This window comes from Nocardiopsis ansamitocini, assembly GCF_030268225.1.
In the GTDB taxonomy this organism is placed as follows: Bacteria; Actinomycetota; Actinomycetes; order Streptosporangiales; family Streptosporangiaceae; genus Nocardiopsis_D; species Nocardiopsis_D ansamitocini.
Map to the genome: position 1 here is coordinate 41,834 of NZ_BSQG01000011.1, position 15,951 is coordinate 57,784.

Annotated in this window: 13 protein-coding genes; 6 read left to right on the forward strand and 7 right to left on the reverse strand. The window is 68.5% G+C overall.

Annotated features, from left to right (window positions below; genetic code table 11):
- Positions 1 to 31: 31 nt before the first annotated feature.
- The 5 genes from QSJ59_RS21720 to QSJ59_RS21740 form a co-directional block, all read right to left on the reverse strand.
- On the reverse strand, positions 32 to 580 hold the full coding sequence (locus QSJ59_RS21720; protein WP_285761593.1) for a hypothetical protein: 549 nt from the start codon (positions 578 to 580) through the stop codon (positions 32 to 34).
- Between the two features lie 94 nt (positions 581 to 674).
- Positions 675 to 1,913, reverse strand: coding sequence for a phospholipase D-like domain-containing protein (locus QSJ59_RS21725; RefSeq protein WP_285761594.1), 1,239 nt, complete (start codon positions 1,911 to 1,913; stop codon positions 675 to 677).
- 143 nt (positions 1,914 to 2,056) lie between these two features.
- On the reverse strand, positions 2,057 to 2,404 hold the full coding sequence (locus QSJ59_RS21730; protein WP_285761595.1) for a hypothetical protein: 348 nt from the start codon (positions 2,402 to 2,404) through the stop codon (positions 2,057 to 2,059).
- Positions 2,405 to 2,487: 83 nt separating this feature from the next.
- A complete protein-coding gene (locus QSJ59_RS21735) occupies positions 2,488 to 2,739 on the reverse strand; it encodes a hypothetical protein (RefSeq protein ID WP_285761596.1) in 252 nt (83 codons plus the stop codon).
- 159 nt (positions 2,740 to 2,898) lie between these two features.
- Entirely contained in the window at positions 2,899 to 3,216 is a 318-nt protein-coding gene (locus tag QSJ59_RS21740) for a hypothetical protein (protein WP_285761597.1), read from the reverse strand.
- Positions 3,217 to 3,807: 591 nt separating this feature from the next.
- Here QSJ59_RS21740 and QSJ59_RS21745 point away from each other — a divergent pair.
- From QSJ59_RS21745 to QSJ59_RS21755, 3 genes are read left to right on the forward strand one after another with little or no spacing between them, the layout of a single operon-like run.
- Entirely contained in the window at positions 3,808 to 4,545 is a 738-nt protein-coding gene (locus QSJ59_RS21745; protein ID WP_285761598.1) for a (Fe-S)-binding protein, read from the forward strand.
- Complete coding sequence (locus QSJ59_RS21750; RefSeq protein WP_285761599.1) at positions 4,542 to 5,972, forward strand: lactate utilization protein B; 1,431 nt, start codon at positions 4,542 to 4,544, stop codon at positions 5,970 to 5,972. The genes QSJ59_RS21745 and QSJ59_RS21750 overlap by 4 nt, the downstream gene beginning before the upstream one ends.
- Complete coding sequence (locus QSJ59_RS21755; RefSeq protein ID WP_285761600.1) at positions 5,969 to 6,601, forward strand: LutC/YkgG family protein; 633 nt, start codon at positions 5,969 to 5,971, stop codon at positions 6,599 to 6,601. Before QSJ59_RS21750 ends, QSJ59_RS21755 begins: the two co-directional genes overlap by 4 nt.
- Here QSJ59_RS21755 and QSJ59_RS21760 read toward each other — a convergent pair.
- Both QSJ59_RS21760 and QSJ59_RS21765 read right to left on the reverse strand, forming a co-directional pair.
- Positions 6,510 to 7,025 carry a RidA family protein gene (locus tag QSJ59_RS21760; RefSeq protein WP_349497229.1) on the reverse strand — a complete coding sequence of 172 codons (516 nt, stop codon included), beginning with the start codon at positions 7,023 to 7,025 and terminating at the stop codon, positions 6,510 to 6,512. The genes QSJ59_RS21755 and QSJ59_RS21760 overlap by 92 nt on opposite strands.
- A gap of 125 nt (positions 7,026 to 7,150) precedes the next feature.
- Entirely contained in the window at positions 7,151 to 7,636 is a 486-nt protein-coding gene (locus QSJ59_RS21765; RefSeq protein WP_285761601.1) for a DUF1269 domain-containing protein, read from the reverse strand.
- A gap of 530 nt (positions 7,637 to 8,166) precedes the next feature.
- Between QSJ59_RS21765 and QSJ59_RS21770 the strand changes: the two genes are divergently transcribed.
- The 3 genes from QSJ59_RS21770 to QSJ59_RS21780 all read left to right on the forward strand — a co-directional run bounded on the left by QSJ59_RS21770 (position 8,167) and on the right by QSJ59_RS21780 (position 15,929).
- Positions 8,167 to 8,808: an OB-fold-containig protein gene (locus QSJ59_RS21770; protein ID WP_285761602.1), complete on the forward strand. Its 642-nt coding sequence runs from the start codon at positions 8,167 to 8,169 to the stop codon at positions 8,806 to 8,808.
- Positions 8,809 to 8,893: 85 nt separating this feature from the next.
- On the forward strand, positions 8,894 to 10,942 hold the full coding sequence (locus QSJ59_RS21775) for an SPFH domain-containing protein (RefSeq protein ID WP_285761603.1): 2,049 nt from the start codon (positions 8,894 to 8,896) through the stop codon (positions 10,940 to 10,942).
- A 7-nt stretch (positions 10,943 to 10,949) separates the two neighbouring features.
- Entirely contained in the window at positions 10,950 to 15,929 is a 4,980-nt protein-coding gene (locus QSJ59_RS21780; protein ID WP_432707517.1) for a DNA repair ATPase, read from the forward strand.
- Positions 15,930 to 15,951 lie beyond the last annotated feature (22 nt).

The following is a 15,951-nucleotide window of genomic DNA, read 5'->3' on the forward strand; positions in this document are numbered from 1 at the left end:
ACGGTGAAACTCCGCTGGATGCGGGGCACGGTCACCTGAGGCCAAGCTCCCGGCGCACCTTGCGGTAGGTGCGACCTGGCAGGGGGGAGACAAGGCCCCAGGGAAGGTGCTCGGGCATACGGTTACCGGCCCCACCCAGCACGTACCTGGCCCGGTCGAGGTCACCGCTGTAGTAGAGGGCCGCGCCGAAGAGGTGGGCGGTACCCACGTTCGTGGGGTGCGCCCACGCCCGGCTCAACCAGCAGTCCGCCGCCCACGCCAGTTCCGCCGCGTGGGCCGGGTGGCCGAAATAGGCACTGGCGCCCTTCGACGCGGGCTCGGTGGTGTCGTCCAACCGGCGCCGAAGAATCTCGAAGTGGGCGATCGGAAGAACCACGGTCCGGGGATCGCCCGGGGCTGCCGTCTTCACGGTGTGGCGGGCAAAGCCGAGCAGTTCCCTGTGCGAACCGGCCCACTTCTCGCACTGTTCCCGGGCCCGGGAACAGTGTCCTTCCAGCAGGTGGGGCCCGGTGGCACGGCTTCGCCCAGATCCGGTCCAGTCATCGATGGCGCCCAAGGCCCAGACGAAAGCTTTTCGCACAAGCGTGAGCTGTATGGTGCGGCGCGCGCACCCTTGCCCGCACCGTTTCGTCCCGGGCAGCCAACCCAGCAGGCCGAGTCGCACCGACCTCGGATCAGAGCAGGGGGCGCAACGGGACGAGGACCAACTCGCTGAACTTGGCCACAAGCGGACGCCTGCGCCACTCCTCCTCGGTGAGGGGACGGGCGTTGGCACTGTCCGCGGTGAACACGTCCTCCAGGTGGGAGGCAACGCCGCTGTCGAAGATCTCGACGTTGATCTCGTAGTTGCCGGTCAGACTCAGCCGGTCGACGTTGGCGGTGCCGATCGTGCTCCACTGCCCGTCGATGGTGGCGGTCTTGGCGTGCACCATGGCGTCCTGGTAGAGCCACAGGGTCACCCCGCCGCGCAGCAGCGTGGTGTAGAAACCGCGGGACAACCAGTCGGCGACGACGTGGTTGGAGATCTCCGGCACCAGGATGCGCACGTCCACTCCGCGCCGGGCTGCGGCCAGCAGCGCCCCCAGGATCTCGTGGTCGGGGATGAAGTACGCCTGGGTGATGTAGATGTGATCCCTGGCGCGGTCGATCGCCTCCAGGTAGAGCGCCCGGATGGGATAGATGAGCAGCTCGGGAATGTTGCGGTGCGCGCGGATCGTGGGGTTCCAGTCGGCGGCGCCGATCGGGTCCAGCCAGGGCTGTCCGGCTTTTCGGTGCGTGTTCCAGAAATCGGAGAAGGCGTTCTCCAGCTCCCACACTGCGGGACCGGCCACTCTCAGGTGGGTGTCGCGCCACTGCGTGGCATAGACCGAGCCCACGTTGTAGCCGCCCACGAAACCGGTGCGGCCGTCCACGGTGAGGATCTTGCGGTGGTCGCGACCGGACTTGCGCACGTTGAACAGCAGAACACCGGGGCGAAACACCGGATAGCAGATGACGTTGACCGGCCGCGGGAAACGGAAGAACTTCCGCGGCACGACGAGGTTGGCGAACCCGTCGTAGATCACGAAGACGTCGACTCCGCGCTCAGTGGCGTCGATCAGCGCACGCTTGAACTCCCGGCCCACCGCGTCGTCCTTGATGATGAACGACTCGAACAGGATCCGGCGCTGAGCACCCCTGATCGCGGCGAGCATGTCGTTGTAGACGTCCTCACCGTAGGTGTAGGTGGTGGCGACGGTCTCGCCCACCGGAAGCGACTTCGGCTTGGTTCGGGGGAAACCTCCGCGCTGCGGACGGAACCGCTTGCGCCAACTGTCGATGCCGATGAGTCCCGCGATCACTGTGATCTGAGCCGCGAACAAGCCGAGCAGCGCGCGCTTGACAATCGTCTTGATGGTGCTGCGTCTCAGCATGTGAAATGACCTCCGGTGCCGCGAATGACGAAACTGCAGCCGTTCTCTGGCTTCACCCGCTCCCGCCGACGGCAGGGAATGGCCAACGCTACCGCGCGGTGACGACTCACGGCTGCGGCATGACGGGGGGTGCCCTCCGGGTCTCACCCGGGCCCGGCACCGGGAGCGGGCACCGGATCCACCGGGGTTTCGAGGGCGGGTTCCTCCTGGGGTCCGGGTGCGGGAGCGACAGGAGGCGCCGGGGTCGCTCCGCAGAGCAGCGTCGGCCGTTTGACCCGGTCGCGCAGAGCGCTTGCGCTGACCGGGTCGTCGGACAGGAGCAGATCGCGCAGATCGTTCAGGTCGGGACCGGTGATCGTGCAGGGTACTTTGCCCCGAGGCGTCCAGACCTCGAACCCCTGACCGTCCCCTTCCGGTTGGGAAGCGGTGGGCTCGTCGGCCACCGCCTCGCCCGCCTCGGGTCCGGTGGTGTCGGCGGCCACCGGACCCACGCAGCAAAGGGACAGGGTCGTCGCAGCCACGGCCGTTGCCGCCGCACCGAAGAGACGACCGGTGGGCCGTACCCGGCGGCCGGTCACCGGGCAGCGCTCTTGACGCTCGTGACGGTCGCGCCGGAGCGACCCGCACGGTAGGTGACCTCGTAGAAGGAGACGGTGCCGTCTGCGGCGACCGAGCTGCGCAGGACGGTCAGCGATGCCCCGTTCCGGTCCGCTTTGCTGGACTTGGTCTCGAACGACGCTTGGGCCATGGCCGCTGCCGGGGCAACGAAGGTGAAGGTCAAAACGGCGAGGGAAACGGCGAAAACCCTGGTCAGGGCTGCGGTCATGGCTGTCTGCTTTCTACTGGTGCGGCTCGGCCCCGAGAAAAGGTCCCGGAACAGAAAGTCCGGCCGTCGCGGATGCGACGGTCGGTAGGGCGATGCAAAGACCGAGCGGACACGGTGACCGACGTGGCGGCCACCGTGTCCGCATCAGTGCTACTTCAGTTAACGGGCAAAGCTGGTGACACCGAAGGTTGCCGCGCCGCGAGGGCCGGCCTTGGTGCCCGACTCGTGGAAGTAGGATCCGCCGCGGCCGCCACCCCAACGGTCGTTGTCCCAGCCGCCTCCCCAGCCGCCGCCACCCCAGCTGTTGCCGGACTTGGCGTAGGCGGTGACGTTGTGGGAGTAGGCCCCGCCCCGTCCGGCGCCGGTGGCGTCCTGGTTGAAGAAGCTGTCGGCCATGGCCAGCGCCGGCGCACCGAAGGCCAGCGTGGGAACGGTGATAGCGGTGAAGGCGATGCGGGCCAGAGTCTTACGGTTCATTACTGGTGTTTCCCTTCTTTCGCGGGCTGACTATCTGTCATCCCGTTGTGCGCCTCCTGCGCTCCGACTCCACCGGAGCGGTACGGCGGCGATCACCAATGGAGTAAATGACCTCGAACCGCAGAATTAACCCTTCGCATCCAAGAAAGCACTGAAAGTAATAATTACCTTCGTTGGCGGCTTATTGGACAACCTCGACCCGAGAGGAAGTGACGCCTGCGCCAGGTCAGGCCACAGTCCTTTGACCTACTGCCTTTTCGACCGATCATGGCCGCCGCCCTCTCGGTCAGGTAGGTGAAATGCGAACCATCCGACCGCCCACCGAGAAGCCGCTCCCCCGCCCGCAGGTGACAGCCGCCCGCTCCGCCCCCACTGCCCAGGGGCGATCAGGGGACACCCGCCAAGGCGCAATCGGGCACCGCAGCCGCCGTCGAATCAGCCGGACCGCACGACCAAAGAAGCAAAGTGATCAGACCAATTGTGGATAGAAGCATGATTTTCTGCCTGATCATGTGCTTAACTACCAATGTTTTTGATAATGATCCGATGACTTTGCGAAACGCGTCGGTTCCCGCACCGGCGAGGAGGCCCATGCGCATCGCTCTTTTCATCACCTGCGTCAACGACACCCTGTTTCCCGGAACCGGGAAGGCCGTCGTGCGGCTACTGGAGCGACTGGGCCACGAGGTGGTCTTCCCCGCTGCCCAGACCTGCTGCGGGCAGATGCACTACAACACCGGCTACCGTCGCGACGCCCAGAGACTGGCCGTGCGTTTCGTCGAGACTTTCGCCGACTACGACGTGATCCTGGCGCCGTCGGGCTCGTGCGCGGCGATGGTGCGCGACAACTACCCGCGTATCGGCGCACCGGGCAGTCGCCTGGACACCGCGGCCACGGCTGTGGCACCACGGGTGCTGGACCTGTCGGAACTGCTGGTGGACGTGCTCGGGGTGACCGACGTCGGCGCCTACTTCCCACACCGCGTCACCTACCACCCCACCTGCCACGGCCTGCGCATGCTGGGCCTGGGGGACCGACCGACCCGGCTCCTGCGTGCGGTGCGCGGCCTGGAACTGGTGGAACTGGAGGGGGCCGAGGAGTGCTGCGGGTTCGGCGGCACGTTCGCGATGAAGAACGAGGCCGTATCAGCGGCGATGGGCTCGGACAAGGCCCGCCACGTCACCGCCACCGGCGCCGAGGTGCTGTGCGCCGTGGACAACTCCTGTCTCATGCATGTCGGCGGCACCCTCGACCGCCAGCGCGCGGGCGTGCGGGTCATGCACCTCGCCGAGATCCTCGCCTCGACAGAGAAGGAGCCCGCACTGTGAGCGGAACGTTCGTCGGCATGCCCGCTTTCCCCGAGGCGGCCTCCGCCGCCACGCAGAACGCCCAACTGCGCCACAATCTCCGCAAGGCCACCCACACGATCCGCGGCAAGCGGGCAGCGGTGGTGAGCGAACTCGACGACTGGGCCGAACTCCGCGCGGCGGGCAAGGCGATCAAGGACCGCACCCTGCGCCACCTGGATGTCTATCTGGAACAGCTGGAGGAGGCGGTTACGGCCGCCGGCGGTCACGTGCACTGGGCCGCCGATGCCGCCGAGGCCAACGCCATCGTCACCCGACTGGTCCGGGCGACCGGCGAAACCGAGGTCGTCAAGGTCAAGTCGATGGCCACCCAGGAGATCGAACTCAACGAAGCCCTGGCCGAAGCCGGGATCACCGCCTACGAGACCGACCTCGCCGAACTGATCGTGCAGCTGGGAGAGGACCGCCCCTCCCACATCCTCGTTCCCGCGATCCACCGCAACCGCGCAGAGATCCGGGAGATCTTCAACCGCACCATGGCCGAGTGGGGGGTTCCGGCCCCCGCGAACCTCAGCGACGAGCCACGTGCGCTCGCCGAGGCCGCACGTGTGCACCTGCGCGACAAGTTCCTCAACGCCAAAGTGGCGGTGTCGGGGGCCAACTTCGCCGTGGCCGAGACCGGAACCCTGGTCGTACTGGAGTCCGAGGGAAACGGGCGGATGTGCCTGACCCTGCCCGAGACGCTGATCTCGGTGGTGGGAATCGAGAAACTCGTCCCCACCTGGCAGGACCTGGAGGTGTTCATGCAACTGCTGCCGCGCTCCTCCACCGGGGAGCGGATGAACCCCTACACCTCCACCTGGACCGGGAGCACACCCGGCGACGGTCCCGGCGACTTCCACCTGGTGCTTCTGGACAACGGACGCACCGACGTCCTGGCCGACGAGGTCGGGCGCCAGTCGCTGCGCTGTATCCGCTGTTCGGCCTGCCTCAACATCTGCCCCGTCTACGAACGGGCGGGCGGGCACGCCTACGGCTCGGTGTATCCGGGGCCGATCGGCGCGATCCTCACCCCACAGCTGCGCGGGACGTCGTCGGAACTGGATGCCTCTCTGCCCTATGCCTCCTCCTTGTGCGGCGCCTGCTACGAGGTCTGCCCGGTTGCCATCGACATCCCCGAGGTGCTGGTTCACCTGCGCGGAAAGGTCGTCGAGGGCAAGGGCACCACCGTTGAACGCGTTGCCATGGGAGCGGCCGGGTGGGTTCTCGGCGACGAGAAACGGCTGGGTCTGGCCCAGCGGGCCGCCGGCAAGGCCCGCGGGCTCGTTCCCAAACGCCACCTGCCGGGACCGGGGGCGGCCTGGACCGACACCCGGGACATCCCCGACATCCCGGAGGAGTCGTTCCGGGACTGGTGGGCCGGGCGCGGACGGGGGCAGCAGCGGTGAGCGACGGGGCGCGGGAGCGCATCCTGGCCAAGGTGCGTGCGGCGTTGGCGGACGTGCCGCGCGGGGAGGAACCCGAGGACGTCGTGGTGACGCGCGGATACGTCCGGGCACACACCGGGGGCGAACTGATCGGGCTACTGGTGGACCGGCTGACCGACTATCGAGCGGTGGTGCACCGGGTGCCCGCCGCGGAAGTGGCCGAGGCCGTCGCCCAGGCCCTGAAACGCCGGGGAGTGCGGCGGATCGTGGTCCCGCCCGACCTGCCCACGCGTTGGACGGCCGCCTCGTCGGTCGTCGCTGTCGCCGACGAGGCGCTGGCGGTCGCGGAACTGGACGGGGTGGACGGAGTGGTCACCGGCTGTGCGCTGGCGGTCGCCGAGACCGGGACGATCGTGCTGGACGCCGGCGTCGCGCAGGGGCGGCGCGCCATCAGCCTGGTGCCCGACTACCACCTGTGCGTAGTGCGCGCCGACCAGGTGGTGGGCGACGTACCCGACGCCGTGGCCCTACTCGACCCGGGCAGGCCCCTCACCTGGATCAGTGGGCCGTCGGCAACCAGCGACATCGAACTGGACCGGGTGGAGGGGGTGCACGGTCCGCGCACCCTGGAGGTGGTGATCGCGGAGTGAGGAGGGACGGTTCCCCGCCACTTCGACCCGACCGCCCCTCCTGTGCCGTCGGGGACGGGTCGTCGTCCTGCGTTGAGTCGACGACCGCGGTGGCTTCGACCTCGGCGAGCATGTCGGGCTCGGCCAGCGCGGCGACACCCACCCCGGTGAGCGGCGGGAACGCGGTGACGCCCAGCTTCGCCACGGCCCGCGCGGCTCCCTCGACGAACAAGGGCATCTTGTCGGGGGTGAGCTCGACGACGTAGACGGTCAGTTTCGCGACGTCGTCGAAGGAGGCACCGACCTCGGCCAGCACGATACCGACGTTGAGGGAGCACTGCTCGACCTGGGCGGCGTAGTCGCCTTCGCCGGCTCTGCCGCCGCCGGCATCACGGGCGACCTGGCCGGCGACGAACACCAGCTTCGTTCCGGTGGCGACCGACACCTGTCGGTAGAGGTCGACCTTAGGCAGTTTTTCGCCACCGGACCGGGCTCCGGCGCTACGCCCGAGGATCGGGCACCGGTGAGCAACCGGAGCACCCCGGGGAAAGGCGGTGCGGCACACCCGCGTCAGGAAGGCTGGAGTTCGCGCACGAGATCCTCTTCGTTCTCCTTGCTGAGGTTGGTCTGGATAACGGCGGGATTCAGCGGCCGGAACGCCTCGACCACCCGGTCGACCGTGGCGGAGCGCGCCAGGAGGAACACCGCGGCCCTGCCCTGATCCAGTTGACCGCCGATCTGTTTGATCAGGTCGTCGTTGATCCCGATGTCGGTGAGCCTGCCCGCAACGGCACCGGATGCGGCGCCGACGGCCAGGCCGAGGAGCGGGTTGAGGAAGAGCAGGCCGATCAGCGTCCCCCAGAGTGCGCCACCGGCGGCCCCCACTCCGGTGGTGTTGAGAGTCTGGTGGACCCGCGGTTTGCCCTTGTCGTCCTTGAAGACGTAGGCGGCGTCCTCCAACTGGAGCAGTTCCTGCTGGGACAGGTCCCCTGCGATGTCCAGCGCCCGCTCCGCGGTCTCCTTGTCGGCCACGCCCAACACGACGAGGTGGGTCATAACGCGGTCCTCCCGTTTGGCGGCCCGGACGGGCCTGATCGGATTTCCTTGAGCGCTCCTGCCCGTCGGCGCACGGGGCTAGCACCACGGCCTTTCCCCGAACGGGCAAAACCCGTCCCCTCTCCGGACCGGGGCGGCGGTCCGGCCTTCCCAGCGCACGGAGCCTGCGGTGTCCACATGCCGGCACCGTCCGATGGCCGGCAGGCGTACCGAACTGTGCCGATTTGCCGGCCTTGATCGGATTTACGAAGCAATCTGGATTTTTCCCGGAACCAAGCGGCACACTCCGGCGTCATAAGGAGTGTGTAAACGTCACCGAGCAATTCGCGGGGACGGAAAATGCGGGCGCTGTCCGCTCGGTCCGGGGTCGTTGGTTCGATCGGCCCCGACCGGGCGGATGACCACTTCCACTCCCGGACCGCGGAGCGGTTCTCGGCAGGGACCCCCTTCCCGGGTACGGCCGACCCGGAACTGGAAACGCGAAAGGCCCAATGGTCCGACCAACGCGGTAGAGGGGCTGACAGGTCTGTATGCGTGACTTCTTCACGGCCGCCCTAGGCTTCCCTACTGTCCTGTTCAGCTTCGCCCTGCTCGTCGTCATCGGCTATTGGGCACTCGTGGTCCTGGGCGGACTCGGCGTGGACTCACTGGATCCCGACACCGAGGGGTTGGCCGACGGCGGCCTCACCGGTTTCCTGTCGGGCATCGGCCTCGGAGGGGTACCGATCACCGTGACTTTGTCCCTCGTCATCTCCGTGGCGTGGTTCGCCAGCCTGAGTGGCACCGCGCTCTTGGACGGCATCGACCTCGGCTCCCCGTTGACGCTGGCCGCCGCGGTACTCGTCCTGGTGATCGCGCTGGTCTGCGCTTGGGCGGCCGCCGCTGCACTGGGGGTACTGTGGCGACGCTTCGTCCCCGACGGACGCGAACCCTCCAAACGCGACTTCATCGGCCGGATGTGCGTGATCCGCACCGGGCGGGTGGACCGCGCGTTCGGTCAGGCAGAAGTCACCGCCTCCGATGGCTCCTCGGCCCTGATCCAGGTACGCCAGAACGGCGACGACCCCCTGACCGCCGGCTCGTCCGCGCTCATCTTCGAGTACGACCGCGAGGGCGCGTTCTTCTGGGTCACGGCCTACGACGCCGAACTCGACCCGCACCGCGCGACCTGAGCGCCCCGGCTTGGCGCGGCCCGCCCACCGCACGGCCCGCCCACCGGCCCCGAAATCCCCTGACCACCGATCGCAAGGACCACGGATGGAAACCATCACCACCGGGATCGGCGTGCTGATCGCCGTCCTCCTGCTCGTCCTCCTGGGGCTGCTGTTCGCCATCAGCCGACTGTTTCGCAAGGTCGAACAGGGCAAGGCCCTGATCGTCTCGAAGGTCAAGAAGGTGGACGTCACCTTCACCGGCGCCGTCGTCCTTCCGGTCCTGCACAAGGCCGAGACGATGGACATCTCGGTCAAGACGATGGAGATCACGCGCACCGCCCACGAGGGTCTGATCTGCCGGGACAACATCCGCGCCGACATCCGCGTCACCTTCTTCGTGCGGGTCAACAAGACCACCGAGGACGTCATCAAGGTGGCCCAGGCGATCGGCACCGAGCGCGCCAGCGACCAGTCCACCCTGCAGGAACTGTTCAACGCGAAGTTCTCCGAGGCGCTCAAGACCGTCGGCAAGCACCTGGACTTCGAGGAGCTCTACACCGAACGCGGGCAGTTCCGCGACCGGATCATCGAGTTCATCGGCACCGACCTCAACGGTTACAGCCTTGAGGACGCCGCGATCGACTATCTCGAACAGACTCCGATGGCCCAGCTCGACGCGGCCAACATCCTGGACGCTCAGGGCATCCGCAAGATCACCGAGCTGACCGCGGCGCAGAACATCCGCACCAACGAGCACAAGCGCCACGAAGAGAAGGAGATCGAGCGCCAGAACGTCGAGGCGCGCGAGGCCATCTACGCGCAGAAGCGCCGCGACGCGGAGAACGCCGCCAACAGCAAGCGCGACATCGAGACCAAGAACGCCACGACCGAGGCCGAGACCGAGATCGTGCGCGCCGACGAGCAGCTGCGGGCGCACGGTGCACGCATCCGCTCCGAACAGGAACTCGGCGTGCAGCGTGAGAACCGGGACCGTGAGATCGCGGTGGCCGAGAAGAACCGCGAACGGGTCATCGCCATCGAGACCGAGCGCATCGAGAAGGACCGCATGCTGGAGGTCATCTCCCGCGAACGCGAAACCGAGCTGTCGCGCATCTCCAAGGACAAGGAACTGGAGGCCGAGAAGCGCGAGATCGCCGAAGCCATCCGGGAGCGCATCGCGGTCGACAAGACCGTGGCCGAGCAGGAAGAGAACATCAAGAAGCTGCGGGTCGTGGAGGAGGCCGAGCGCCAGCGCCAGGCCACCATCATCCTGGCCGAGGGCGAGGCCCAGGAGCAGCTGGTGAAGGACATCAAGGCGGCCGAGGCAGCCGAACAGGCCGCCACACACAAGGCGCGCGAGGAACTCACCCTGGCAGAGGCGCGCCGGCAGGCCGCCGAGATGGACGCCGCAGCCAGTGTCCGCCTGGCCGAGGGCCGTCAGGCCGAGGCAGCCGCCGACGGACTTGCCGAGGTCCAGGTGCGCGAACGCGACGCCGAGGCCCTTGAGAAGATCGGCCGCGCCGAGGCCACGGTCAACCGCGAGAAGGCACTGGCCGAGGCGGAGGAGATCGAGAAGGTCGGTCGTGCCCGGGCTGTCGCCGACCGCGAGAAGCTGCGCTCCGAGGCAGAAGGTATCACCGAGAAGGCCGAAGCCATGGCCACGCTGGACGCCGCCACCCGTGAACACGAGGAGTACCGCCTGCGCCTGGACGCGGAGAAGGAGATCCGCCTCGCCGGGATCGACGTGCAGCGCCAGGTCGCCGAAGCGCAGGCCGGTGTGCTGGGCAAGGGCCTGGAGAGCGCCGACATCGACATCGTCGGTGGCGACGGGATGTTCTTCGACCGGATCGTCAACTCCATCGGCATGGGCAAGGCCGTGGACGGGTTCGTCGCGCACTCCGAGGTCGCCCAGTCCCTGGCCGGCCCGTGGATGAACGGTTCCGCCGACCTGCCCGCCGACCTTTCCCGGCTACTGGGATCGGTGGACACCGGCGACATCAAGAACCTCACCGTGTCCGCCCTGCTGCTGAAGCTGATCAACGCGGGCGGCCCCAACACGGACGGGCTCCAGGACCTTCTGAAGTCCGCTCGGCGCATCGGCGTCGCCGATGCGCCCCTGTCCGAACTCGACACCCGCGCCGTGAAACGGTGACGCGCCGGTGACCGACCTCGTCCAGGAGACAAACAACGACGACCGGGCCGGGCTCGACATGGGCACCTTCGAGGTGCTCCGGGCCCGGCTGGGCGAGCAGGCGGCCGAGCTCGCCCGGCGTGCCGAGTCCCTCAACGAACGACGTCTGGAGGTCTTCGGCGGGACCGAGCTGAAGCTGCTGGGCACCGAGCGCATCCGCACCGAGCACAACTGCGTGCCGCGCGACATCGTGTCGGTGGGCGGCGGTCTCATGCTGTTCGGCTACAACGTCTACATCGGACTCAAGACCGGCACGCACGTCGAGGACGTCTTCTCGCTGCACCGTTTCGAGTCCGGTGCGGACGGCTTCTCCTTCGACGACCCCGGTCCGGGCGAGATGCCGGAACTGCTCGGCGACGAACGGTTCCGGCGCGACTTCTTCGACCTCTACACCTACTTCCGCGATACCCGACTGATCCAGCTGCGCCAGGTGGAAGGAAGGCTGCTGGCGGTTTTCCAGACCGGGCCCAGCCGCTCCGACGTCAAGGTGCTGCGGTGGCGCCTGGATCCCGAAGGAGCGGTCTCCTATCTGGACAACCAGGGCGAACGCGACCACGTGTTCCCACCCCAGCAGGACTTCTCCTGGGTGGAGGCCACCCGGGAGGACCACGTCACCGGACGGCACCCGCACATCTCCATCGACGACGAGTTGTTCGTGGAGACGGTGGGGGGCGACCTCACCGTGAAGGTGGAGAACAACACCGAGACCGGCGAGGGCATCTACAGCGAGCCGGTGGACGAGGCGTTGCAGAGCCTCGCCGACGCCGACGTGTTCCACGCCCGGGTGGGGCCGCTCATCCTGCTGCGGATCCGGCCCTACAAGGAGACCGAGTGGCGCCACCTGGTGTTCAACACCAGGACCAAGGACGTGGCGCGCCTGGACGGCATCGGGCGGGCCTGCCAGCGGCTCCCCGAGGACCAGGGGCTGATCTTCCCCGGGGGCTACTACCTGTCCACCGGCCTGGCCCGGACGTTCGACACCGACGTCACGGACCTGGAGTTCAAGCGCCTGATCCGCTCCCCCAACGGGGAGGACGTGCTCTACGTCTTCCACTCCCCCGCGGACGGCCGCATCCTGCTGCTGCCCTACAACGTGATCCGCAAAGAGGTCGCCGCCCCGGTCTCCTGCCACGGTTACTCGATCTTCGACGACGGCACCATGGTGGTCTTTCGCTCCGCTTCCCAGGAGCCCACCCGGGTGCACCCGATGCAGGTGTGGCAGTCGCCGTACCAGTCCGACTCCTTTGCCGCGGCGCAGCCCAGCGGCACCGGGCCGCTGGAACGGGTGGGCAACGCCGACCTGGTGCGGGGCATCTCCGACGCCCTGTCGGTCACCCGCATGGTCGACGACATGGCCCCCTCGACCCCGGTGTTCGAGGGGTTGATCGCGGCCTGTCGGCGCACCGCGGACCAGTACCACTGGCTGGGCGAGGAGGAACTGCACGATCTCGGCGAACCGCTCGCCGAGGTGCGCACCACCGCCGAGCAGGTGCTGGACGAGTTCGAGAAGGTCCAGACGCTCACCGCGCAGGCCGCGCAGTCCCTGGAAGCGGCCGAGTCGACGGTCGCCGCCCTCGTGCGCCGCGTACGCGGCGAGGCACCCGCCAGCGCCGACGAATGGGTACGCCGGCTCGCCGAACTGCGCCGCGCCCAAGGACACCTGGAGACACTGCGCGAACTGCGCTACGTGGACGTCGACCGGCTGGACGGCATGGCCGCCCAACTCACCGGGGACCTGTCCGCTGCGGGGAAGCGGGCGGTGGAATTCCTGCAGGGCGAGGACGCCTTCACCGGCTACCACCGGGACGTGGATCTGCTCGTCGAGGAGGCGGGAGCGATCGCGACGGTCGCCGACGCCGCCCCCGTCCAGGAGCGCCTGGCCGAGCAGACCGAGGGCCTGGAGATCGTCACCGAGGTGGTGGGCTCCCTCGACATCGCCGACGCCACGGCGCGCACGCACATTCTGGAGCGCATCGGGGAGGTCCTGGGGTCGGTCAACCGGGCTCGTGCGACCCTGGCCGCCCGTCGCCGCGAGCTGCTGTCCACGGAAGGCCGCGCCCAGTTCGCAGCGGAGTTCGCGCTACTGGGCCAGTCGGTCACCGGGGCGATCGCCGCGGCCGACACCCCTGACGCCTGCGACGAGCAGCTGGGCCGGTTGATGCTCCAGGTGGAGAACCTGGAGTCGCGCTTCGGGGAGTTCGACGACTTCCTCGACGAGTTGGAGGCCAAACGCGAGGACGTCTACGAGGCGTTCTCCGCGCGCAAGCAGGCCCTGCTGGACGAGCGCACCCGCCGGGCCGACCGGCTCGCGGAGTCCGCCGAACGCATCCTGGGCAGCGTGGGCCGCCGGGTCGCGGGCCTGGGGTCCATCGACGAGGTGAACACCTACTTCGCCTCCGACGCGATGGTGGCCAAGCTGCGTTCGACGGCCGGTGAACTGCGCGCGCTCGGCGACCAGGTACGTGCCGAGGAGATCGAGGGGCGGATCAAGTCGGCTCGCCAGGAGGCCGGGCGGGCACTGCGTGACCAGCTCGACCTGTTCACCGACGGTGGGGAGGCGATCCGCCTGGGCAGCCACCGCTTCGCCGTCAACACCCAGCCCCTGGACCTCACGCTGGTCCCGCACAACGGGCGCATGGCCTTCACCATCACCGGGACCGACTACCGGTCGCCGGTACGAGCGGAGGGCTTCGACGCGACCCGGCCGTTCTGGGAGCAGCACCTCGTCTCGGAGACCCCCGAGGTCTACCGGGCGGAGTTCCTGGCCGCCTCCGTCCTGGCCGACGCCGAGGCAGGAGAGGGCGAGCACGACCTCGCGGCACTGCACGAGGCCGCCGCGAGCGGCGAACTGGCGGCGGTGGTGCGTCGGGCCGCTGAATCCCGCTACGACGAAGGCTACGAGCGGGGTGTGCACGACCATGACGCCACCGTGATCCTGACCGTCCTGCTCGACCTGCACGCCTCGGCCGGGCTGCTGCGCTACCCGCGCGGCGCCAGAGCCGCCGCCCAGCTGTTCTGGGCGTTCGGCACCGAAGAAACCGTCAGGCAGGGGTGGACGGTGCGGGCACGCTCGCTGGCGCGTGCCCGCGCGGTGTTCGGATTCGGCCGGTCGAACGCCATCGCGGAACTGTCCGCGGAACTGTCCGCGGCGGTCGAGGTGTTCCTGGACGCACAAGCGCTGACCGGTTACCGCTCCGACACCGCCCAGGCGGGCGAGTACCTGTTCGAGGAGCTGGCCGCGGACCCGTCCGGGTTCGCCACCGGGACCGGCGCCCGTTCACTGCTGGAAAGGTTCGACCGGGCATTGGGCGGTGCGTCCTCGGCAGCACGGCGGGACTACGAGGCCGACCTGGCCTCGCTGGAGTCCGACCTGGCCTCCCGGCATCAGCTGGTGGAGGCGTGGTTGAGCGCCTACCTGGCTGCCAAGGGCGAACCGGGCGAAGAGGTCGACCTGGCCGAGGCCGTGGCCGTACAGCTGACCGGAGACGCGCTGGAGCGTCATGAGCAGACGGGTGCACTGGGTGCCCGGGCCGAGGGGCTGCTGGGCGCGCATCCTCGTGTGCACGAGCGGTGCATCGCGCTGCGGTTGGACGAGACGCTCTCCCGCACCCGGGCGTTTCGCACCGAACGGGTCCCGGCCTACCGTGCCTACCAGCGGCTTCGCAACGAGTTGGTGGCGGCTGAGCGGACGCGGTTGCGCCTGGAGGAGTTCCAGCCCGCTGTGTTGAGCGCGTTCGTGCGCAACCAGTTGCTGGACGAGGTGTACCTGCCGCTGATCGGCGACAATCTCGCCAAGCAGTTGGGGGCGGCCGGTGACGCCAAGCGCACCGACCAGATGGGGTTGCTGTTGCTCATCTCCCCGCCCGGCTACGGCAAGACCACGCTCATGGAGTACGTGGCCAGTCGGCTGGGCCTGGTGTTCGTGAAGGTGAACGGACCGTCGCTGGGGTATGCGGTCACCTCGGTGGACCCTGCCGAGGCGCCCAACGCCACGGCGCGCCAGGAGGTCGAGAAGATCTCCTTCGCCTTGGAGGCCGGCAACAACGTGCTGCTGTACCTGGACGACATCCAGCACACCTCACCGGAGCTGCTGCAGAAGTTCATCTCGCTGTGCGACGGCCAGCGCCGGATGGAAGGCGTCTGGGAGGGGCGCACCCGCACCTACGACCTGCGGGGCAAACGCTTCGCGGTGTGCATGGCCGGCAACCCCTACACCGAGGCGGGCAAGCGTTTCCGGGTGCCCGACATGCTCGCCAACCGCGCCGACGTGTGGAACCTGGGCGACGTGTTGAGCGGACGGGAGGAACTGTTCGCGTTGAGTTACATCGAGAACGCGCTCACCTCCAACCCGGTGCTGGCACCGTTGTCCACCCGAGAGCGCGAGGACGTACGGCTTCTGGTCCGGCTGGCCCGCGGGGACGAGGGGGTGCGCCCGGACCGGCTGGCGCACCCCTACTCCTCGGTGGAGCTGGACCAGATCCTTTCGGTACTGCGCAAACTGTTGCGGGTGCAAGAGGTGGTGCTGGCCAACAACCGGGCCTACATCGCCTCTGCGGCACAGGCCGACTCCGCGCGGACCGAGCCGCCGTTCCAGTTGCAGGGCTCCTACCGCAACATGAACAAACTGGCGGAGCGCATCGTGCCCGTGATGAACGACGCCGAGCTGGAGGCGGCGATCGACGACCACTACCTGGGCGAGGCGCAGACCCTGGCCTCGGGTGCGGAGGCCAACCTGTTGAAACTGGCGGAGCTGCGCGGCCGGCTGGACCCGGAGCAGCAGGCCCGCTGGTCGGAGGTGAAGGCCGGATTCCTGCGCGCGCAGGCCCTGGGCGGCGCCGAGGACGACCCGATGACCCGCGCGGTGGGCGCGGTGGGTCTGCTGGCCGACCGTGTGGGCGGGGTGGAGACGGCCATCGATCGGGCGTCCCGGCACTTCAACGCCGAGTAGCTGCCAGTCGGACCGCTGGTCC

Coding starts and splice junctions, on each gene's coding strand:
- QSJ59_RS21770 (WP_285761602.1), top strand. CDS start 8,167: ATGCGTGACTTCTTCACGGCCGCCCTAGGCTTCCCTACTGTCCTGTTC.
- QSJ59_RS21740 (WP_285761597.1), bottom strand. CDS start 3,216: ATGAACCGTAAGACTCTGGCCCGCATCGCCTTCACCGCTATCACCGTT.
- QSJ59_RS21775 (WP_285761603.1), top strand. CDS start 8,894: ATGGAAACCATCACCACCGGGATCGGCGTGCTGATCGCCGTCCTCCTG.
- QSJ59_RS21745 (WP_285761598.1), top strand. CDS start 3,808: ATGCGCATCGCTCTTTTCATCACCTGCGTCAACGACACCCTGTTTCCC.
- QSJ59_RS21765 (WP_285761601.1), bottom strand. CDS start 7,636: ATGACCCACCTCGTCGTGTTGGGCGTGGCCGACAAGGAGACCGCGGAG.
- QSJ59_RS21735 (WP_285761596.1), bottom strand. CDS start 2,739: ATGACCGCAGCCCTGACCAGGGTTTTCGCCGTTTCCCTCGCCGTTTTG.
- QSJ59_RS21725 (WP_285761594.1), bottom strand. CDS start 1,913: ATGCTGAGACGCAGCACCATCAAGACGATTGTCAAGCGCGCGCTGCTC.